This window comes from Metabacillus niabensis (assembly GCF_020524345.1).
GTDB classification, from domain to species: Bacteria; Bacillota; Bacilli; order Bacillales; family Bacillaceae; genus Metabacillus; species Metabacillus niabensis_B.
On record NZ_JAIVLH010000013.1, the window covers coordinates 183,367 to 190,467 of the forward strand.

A 7,101-nucleotide genomic window follows, 5' to 3' on the forward strand; every position below is an offset into this window, starting at 1 on the left:
TAGCCCCAAGTCTTAACTTTCGATTAATAAACTATTTAAATGAAACTCATAGGGTCAGGTAAGATGATGGGACTTTCTTATGAAAGGAGAACAACAAACCATCGATGAGTACGTCGTTACGACACAATGAATATTATGATATGCAAGACACGTTTGATTGGTTATATGATAGAAGCAAGAAAAAAGCCACCAATGGTCTTAGATTATACGAAATCATAACATCCAAGGAAAACATACTACTTGCATACAGAAATATAAAGGCAAACACGGGAAGTAAAACTATGGGTACTGACGGATTGACCATAGACGACTACAAGATTATTGATGAAGAAACATTTATTGATGAAATTAGAGCAATTCTAAAAGACTACAAACCTAACTCTGTTAGAAGGGTTCAGATACCAAAGCCTAACGGGAAGTTAAGACCGTTAGGTATCCCAACTATAAGAGATAGAATTATTCAACAAATGTTCAAACAAGTCTTGGAACCAATATGTGAGGCTAGATTTCACAATCACTCATATGGGTTTAGACCAAATAGGTCTACGCACCACGCTATGGCAAGAAGTCAACACCTAATCAATAACAATGGATTGCATTTTGTAGTAGATGTAGATATTAAGGGTTTCTTTGACAACGTAAATCATACAAAATTGTTAAAACAAATGTATGACATAGGAATCAAAGATAAAAGAGTTCTAAAGATAGTGAGCAAAATGTTAAAAGCACCCATCAAGGGAGAAGGAATACCAATCAAAGGTACACCACAAGGCGGTATTCTATCCCCACTTCTTTCCAATATCGTCTTGAATGAACTGGATTGGTGGATTAGTAACCAATGGGAAAGCTTTGTAACAAACCATAAATATAGTAGAAATGACAAGAAATATAGAGCTTTAAAAAGTACCAAACTTAAAGAAATGTATATAGTAAGGTACGCTGATGACTTTAAAATCTTCACAAGACACAGCAAAACAGCAAATAGTATATTTCACTCAGTCAAAAACTATCTTAAAGACAATCTTAAACTCGATATATCAATTGAAAAATCCCAAATTACTAACCTAAGAAGACGAACCTCAGACTTCCTTGGTTTTAAAATCAAGGCAACGAAGAAAAAGTCAAAATATGTAGCACACACTTTCGTACAGGATAAAAAGGTAGAAAGTATCAAAACCAAGCTTAGAACACTAATCAAGACGATACATAAAAACCCTATTCGCCAAAACGTAAGTGCGTACAACATATATGTAATGGGAATCAAAAACTACTACAAATATGCAACCCACATAAACATTGATTTCATAAAAATAGCCCATCAGATTTCCAGAACCTTATACAATCGATTAAGAACAGTAGGTAAATATGGAATACCTCTAAAACCAGATGAAACATACTTAAGATTCAACAAGAATAATTATAAAACATTTAAAGTGTGTGACCTATATCTTCATCCAGTAATGGATATTCAAACTAAGAATGTTATGAATTTTAAACAAGATATATGCAATTATACTAAAAATGGTAGACTCAAAATACACACTGAGCTTAAAGTTGACGTAACGATAGAACTTCACAAAATTGCTAGAACAATATATGAACACAATTCAGTTGAACTAGCAGATAACAAACTATCTAAATACTCAGCCCAAAAAGGGAATTGTTCAGTAACTGGCAAATTCTTATATGCCAATGAAGTTCACTTCCATCACATAAAACCTGTAAGCTTAGGTGGTACTGATGAATATCGAAATTTAGTAGGCATAGACAGAGACATCCATAAACTTATACACGCAACAACTACTGAAACGATTGTAAAATATATGAACCGTCTCCGATTGAATGGAAAACAATTGGAGAAAGTAAACAAGTTTCGTAAAGAATGTAATTTATTTAGTTTATCTTAAAAGAATTTTAAGATGGAACGCGGTATGCGATGAAAGTCGCACGTACCGTGCGGAGCAGGGGAAAAGACGGAGATAACATCAAAATCTTACCTATTGCTATAAGACGCGATTCGTAGTGCAGGTGGAGCTACGAATTTTGAAGCATTCATCACATATCCGAATACAGAAACGCAGATTCCTTCAAGTTATCAGTATACCTACACTCTAATGGGTAACGAGATCGTTGATATATTTGACAATGGTTCACCCTTCTGAAGATGATATTCGTAAGGATTGGGAGAAAGCCTCTCCTGCCTTTGAAATTGGGCGAGGCATAGAGAACAAAGAGGAAATTTTTCAATCAGGTATTCCTGACGAGGTAGTTCCTTTTTAGAGGTAGATTAGTATTTTAGGAGGACAAACATTGGATAAAATCATACCAAATAATTCAATCCTCAAAAGTGAATATTGGGACTTGATCACTTCCACTCTATCCACTTACGAGGTTAAAGATATTTCCAACGATGGAAAAGTAACAAGAAGAATTGTGAATGATGATTACTTTTTAGTCAATGATGTTTGGAATATACATGAGATTGGTAAAAGCCCTAATTTTGAAGAGCAATATAACAAGAGAAAAGGAATAGTAAATAACATTTACTTCAACTGTGCAAATCCAAACGTCAACATGGAGATTAAGTTTGTTTACTACAATCAAATTTTTTCAGACCGTTGGGGAATAAGGACTATATTTAAAAGTATATCAGGCTCGCTAAAAAAACTGGCTGAATATTTAAACGAGAGGCACCCAAATCTCACTTCCCTTCTTGATTTAGACATCAATAAAGAGCAAAAGCTTTGAACCTTTTGGTTGAATGGTAAAGGTGAAAAGACGAGTTACATCAAGAAGATGAGAGGGGAAGAGATCGTAGCCCGTACGGAAATAGATGGCTTTTTAGCAAGGATTTATAATACACTTTTTCAATTAACTGATACCCGTGATGAATGGGAGAGGGATCGATGGGATGTACGGGTACTGAATAAAAAATACGGGATAGATTTCAATGAATCAACTAGTTGTCATTGCATTGATTTTTCAAATATAGAGAATAAAAATTTTAGTAAGATATTTAAAGAATATATAAAAGGTCGTCTAATCAGCGGCAAAAACTTCACCTGGAGTACAGCTCGAAGTTATGGAACATACACTATTCCTTTTTTAAACTCAATTGCAAAACAAAATCCTAAATGGAACGATTTTAAAAAACTTGAAAGAAAGCATATAGAAACGTACATAGAAGAGTTAAAGGAGCATACTAAAACCAAATTAAATAAGAAAAATTCCAACCCTAAAAAATATGTTCGTCAAGCATAAAAGTGTGTTCGTGCTTTTATAAGAGATCTTCAAATTTTAGAGAAGTTCGAAGATTTTGCACCTGAAGAAATGGTGTTTTGTTTAATATATCCTGAAGACTTTCCTAATCTCCCTAAAAAATCATTGGATGATATTGATTACATACCTGACTATGTATTGGAACAACTGTTTAATAATCTAAATGACCTTCATCCAGATGTACAGCCAATTGTCTGGATCTCTTTCAAAACAGGGCTTCGCTTAAGCGATACATTGGAATTGACTCAGGATTGTTTAGGTAAAATAAACGGAAAATCAAATCTTACAACAGATATTGAAAAGACGTATGTAATAGGTCACAAAATACCCATTGATGATCATCTAGCAGATATAATTGCCGTTTTAATTGACCGTTCTAAGCAAAACAGCAATGATGATAACAATCCTGAAAGATACCTTTTTGTTCGCTACCGAGGTCCCCGTAAGGGAAGACCCTTTAGCCAGAATTTTGTTCGAGAAGAACTAAACAAATTAGCTTTAAAAAAGAATATTACTGATGAATCAGGCAATTTGTTTCGCTTCAGACCTCACCAGTTTCGACATACTTTTGGAGTAAAAATGTTAAATGGTGGAGCTGATATTTTAACGGTGCAGGAGTTATTAGCCCATGCATCACCCGAAATGACTTTGCAATATGCTCGGCTATTAGATGATACCAAACGTAAAGAGTTCGAGAAGGTTGTGAAACAAGGTGTGTTTACCTTTGATATAAATGGGGAAATTAACCAGATCTCAGAAAGGGAAGATGTCCCTAAAGACATTCTTGATATGTTGTGGAAAGACGAGAAGTTAAATGCCTTAGATAACCCTTATGGGACCTGTCGTGCAAGAATCAATGGGAATTGCCCATTAGCAGCAGAACCCCCTTGTCTTACTGCAAACGATGGAAAACCTTGTTTTGATTTAGCAGTAGGTATGTCAAGTTTTGACGTTAAGAAGTACGAGCTTCTCATAGAAACAACTACAAAGTGGATTGAAGCGTCGAAAGAATATGGTCGTGAAGATATGGTTAAAGCAAACGAAAAGAACTTGGAAAGGTACCAAAATATTTACGAAACAATCAAAGATGGAAATGTTATTTTTGGTCGATTTGACCGCATGAAGAGACAATTAGAACGGACAAAAAAGATAGGTGTTGCACATGAATAATTTTGATCGTGAAGAGCAATTAAAGAAGTTACATGAGGACCGAAAGAAGGCAACCAAGAAAAAGGTTGACGATGCTATTAAACGCCTTTCAAAGAATTCTAAGGCAATAAACTTTAATAGTGTAGCAGAAGAAGCTGGAGTGAGTAAAGCTACGCTGTATAATCATTCAAAGATTAAAGAACGTACAAATATCTTGCGAAATCAACAAGAAAAAGCATATGTAGACTCTAGGATTAAACGTGATGAAAATAATCAAAACGCCATCATCGAATCTCTTAAAAGAAGGATTGAAAAGTTGGAAAAAAGGAATAGAGAACTGGAGAATGAAAACAAACAACTACGTGATAAAGAAAAAGAAAAACTTTCTGACTATTTTGCGAAGTTATAAATTCAACTAAAGGAGTTTAGTTGAAGAATAAATTTTTAATTTGTTCCGCAAACAGGCCAGATTGGAGAAGATCAGAATGAAATTGAAATTGTGAAGAGTTACACTCAAACCTAAAGATCAGTTTAGTTTAATAAGTACAAATGAAGGATAAAAGAAATATTGGTGTAAATAGGGGAGATTCAAAATGGATAATTGGAGAAATAATACGATTTGGTTTGAACAAATATCAAATAATCTTCAGGCTAACATAAACTTAAAAGAAGATAAATTTAATGAGAGGCAACTTGAAAATATTCAATATTTAACTCTTTGGCATCATAAAAAGAATAAGCGGGGCAACTTTGTAGGTTTTCCAGAGAATCTCCTCTATCTAGAATTAAGTTGGTCCAATATAAAAGATTTCCTAGGGATAGATAAAATGAATAAAATAAAACGTCTAGAATTACATTATTGTACTAAATTAGAAAATGATTTTGGTTTGTCTGGATTAGCAGATACCCTAGAACATTTACGCATTGATCAATCAAAAAAATTCGCCCCAAGCGAGGAATTATTCTCTCTTAAAAATCTTCGTGTTCTTGCCCTTAATTCTTGTGGTAATCTTGAGAACTTACATTTTTTAAATCAATTTCCTAAGCTAATTGACTTTCGATTTGTTGATACTAATGTGTTAGATGGGGACTTGTCACCAATATTAGACCATCCGACAATCAGAAGTGTAAGCTTTCTAAATAAGAGACATTACAACATTAAAGAAGATATGATTGACTCTATGTTAAAGGATAAACTGGGTGGAAAAGAATTTAAAACTGTTGTCAAGTCGGGTAACTATGAGACTTTTAGATATAATTATTAACTTAATTTGTTATTTGAACTAATAGGTAGCTTTTGTCTAAGATCAATCTTCAGCAAAACCAGCTAATAGTTGTCAACATTTTTCAATAAAAAAATTAAAATATAGATGATATACTAAAAATGAGTATGCCAAATAACCTTCCTGTTTTTCATAATTGGAAGGTTTTGTTTTATTTTGTTAAATATAGTTCTTAAGCTAATTCTTGGAAAGTGGTCTTGTTCTTTAAAAGCGCATAAATCAAGTGTAAAAGCTTATTAACACAAGCGATAATTGCTACTCTATATGGTTTACCTTCGTCGCGTTTTTTATCGTAAAACGCTCTTAATTTTTTATTCCGAGGAATAACAGTATCGCTCGTCTTTTGCTTTCGGGCATCTCGAATTCCACAGTATACAGCCATATATAATGCTTGCCTTAACCTTCTGGATCCTCTTTTAGTTATACGATTTTGGGTTGCTGTAAATCTTCCAGAAGAGTAAACGCTAGGATCTACTCCTGCAAAGGCAACTAATTTTTTAGGGTGATTAAACCGATCTATTTCTCCAATTTCGGAAATGATTGTTGCCGCAATCTTACCTCCGATACCAGGAATAGACTGGATAATCTTATATTCTTCCATTTCTTTAGCGAGGGCATCTATTTCTGCTTCTAATTTTGATAGATGCTCTTGATATTGAAGAACAATGGAAATTAACATCTTTAAGTTAAAAATATGGCTTTCATACAAGTTGGTTTGAAATGGATTTCGTAATGCTGCTTCCATAAGCTTTTGTGCTTTTTCTTTTGCCCACTTTTCAGAACGTCTGGTACATAAAGATACAATCTTGTCAGTTAAGATTGATTCGGTCGTATTTAGTACATGTTCAGAAGTAGGAAATAAGGAAAGCGTCTGTAAAGAAACTTTTGAATATAAGTCACCAAAGACACCCCTATATTCAGGAAATACCTGATCTAGGACTGTTAAAAGCTGTACCTTGGTTTGTGTAGAGATACCTGAAATTGTCTCTTGTTGTCTTGTAAGATTACGAAGATTTAAGAGTTGGATACCTCTTTTCTTATACGGCTCAACTTCTTCTTTATAGAATAGTTCGCATAGAAGATAGGCATCGACAGCGTCTGTTTTACCTTTCTTAAACTTGTACTCCTTGCACGATGAGAAATAAGTGGATTCACCATTATATAAACATATTGCTGCTCCTCCAAAAATTGAATAATAGGAGAGTGGTAATGTCCTGTCGATTCTAATATAACCGAAGGTTTCTTACCATCAGTTACTCTTTCAATCTCTTTTAAGAATTCTAATAAATTCTCAATGCCTTCCACAGTATGCTTTACACTAAAACTTTTACGATAAGGTTGACCTTTATCCAAGAATGCTTGTACCTGACTCTCACCTTTAGATACATCC

The 7,101-nt window shown here is 33.9% G+C and carries 7 protein-coding genes and 1 pseudogene; 7 read left to right on the forward strand and 1 reads right to left on the reverse strand.

Annotation, left to right across the window (positions count from 1 at the left end):
• Positions 1-104 precede the first annotated feature (104 nt).
• From ltrA to LC095_RS15640, 7 genes are all read left to right on the forward strand, one after another.
• Positions 105-1,907 (forward strand): group II intron reverse transcriptase/maturase, encoded by a 1,803-nt coding sequence (gene ltrA / locus LC095_RS15620; RefSeq protein WP_226529029.1) that lies wholly within the window; start codon positions 105-107, stop codon positions 1,905-1,907.
• A 232-nt stretch (positions 1,908-2,139) separates the two neighbouring features.
• The gene (locus LC095_RS15625; RefSeq protein WP_226529037.1) at positions 2,140-2,280 is read left to right on the forward strand and encodes a hypothetical protein; all 141 of its coding nucleotides are present in this window, start codon (positions 2,140-2,142) and stop codon (positions 2,278-2,280) included.
• 30 nt (positions 2,281-2,310) lie between these two features.
• Complete coding sequence (locus tag LC095_RS27100) at positions 2,311-2,748, forward strand: transposase (RefSeq protein WP_319005803.1); 438 nt, start codon at positions 2,311-2,313, stop codon at positions 2,746-2,748.
• A gap of 48 nt (positions 2,749-2,796) precedes the next feature.
• Complete coding sequence (locus tag LC095_RS27105; protein WP_319005804.1) at positions 2,797-3,261, forward strand: hypothetical protein; 465 nt, start codon at positions 2,797-2,799, stop codon at positions 3,259-3,261.
• 69 nt (positions 3,262-3,330) lie between these two features.
• Positions 3,331-4,449 carry a tyrosine-type recombinase/integrase gene (locus tag LC095_RS27110; RefSeq protein ID WP_319005805.1) on the forward strand — a complete coding sequence of 373 codons (1,119 nt, stop codon included), beginning with the start codon at positions 3,331-3,333 and terminating at the stop codon, positions 4,447-4,449.
• Positions 4,442-4,837 (forward strand): DUF6262 family protein, encoded by a 396-nt coding sequence (locus tag LC095_RS15635; protein WP_226529030.1) that lies wholly within the window; start codon positions 4,442-4,444, stop codon positions 4,835-4,837. Before LC095_RS27110 ends, LC095_RS15635 begins: the two co-directional genes overlap by 8 nt.
• A gap of 184 nt (positions 4,838-5,021) precedes the next feature.
• Positions 5,022-5,693 (forward strand): hypothetical protein, encoded by a 672-nt coding sequence (locus tag LC095_RS15640; RefSeq protein WP_226529031.1) that lies wholly within the window; start codon positions 5,022-5,024, stop codon positions 5,691-5,693.
• Between the two features lie 190 nt (positions 5,694-5,883).
• On the opposite strand, the pseudogene LC095_RS15645 reads toward LC095_RS15640, so the two are convergent.
• Positions 5,884-7,101: pseudogene (locus LC095_RS15645) on the reverse strand (IS110 family transposase); the annotation flags it as partial.

Excerpts from the sequence above, each read along its gene's own strand:
- LC095_RS27105 (WP_319005804.1), top strand. The coding sequence starts at position 2,797 with ATGAGAGGGGAAGAGATCGTAGCCCGTACGGAAATAGATGGCTTTTTA.
- LC095_RS15640 (WP_226529031.1), top strand. The coding sequence starts at position 5,022 with ATGGATAATTGGAGAAATAATACGATTTGGTTTGAACAAATATCAAAT.
- LC095_RS15635 (WP_226529030.1), top strand. The coding sequence starts at position 4,442 with ATGAATAATTTTGATCGTGAAGAGCAATTAAAGAAGTTACATGAGGAC.
- ltrA (WP_226529029.1), top strand. The coding sequence starts at position 105 with ATGAGTACGTCGTTACGACACAATGAATATTATGATATGCAAGACACG.
- LC095_RS27110 (WP_319005805.1), top strand. The coding sequence starts at position 3,331 with ATGGTGTTTTGTTTAATATATCCTGAAGACTTTCCTAATCTCCCTAAA.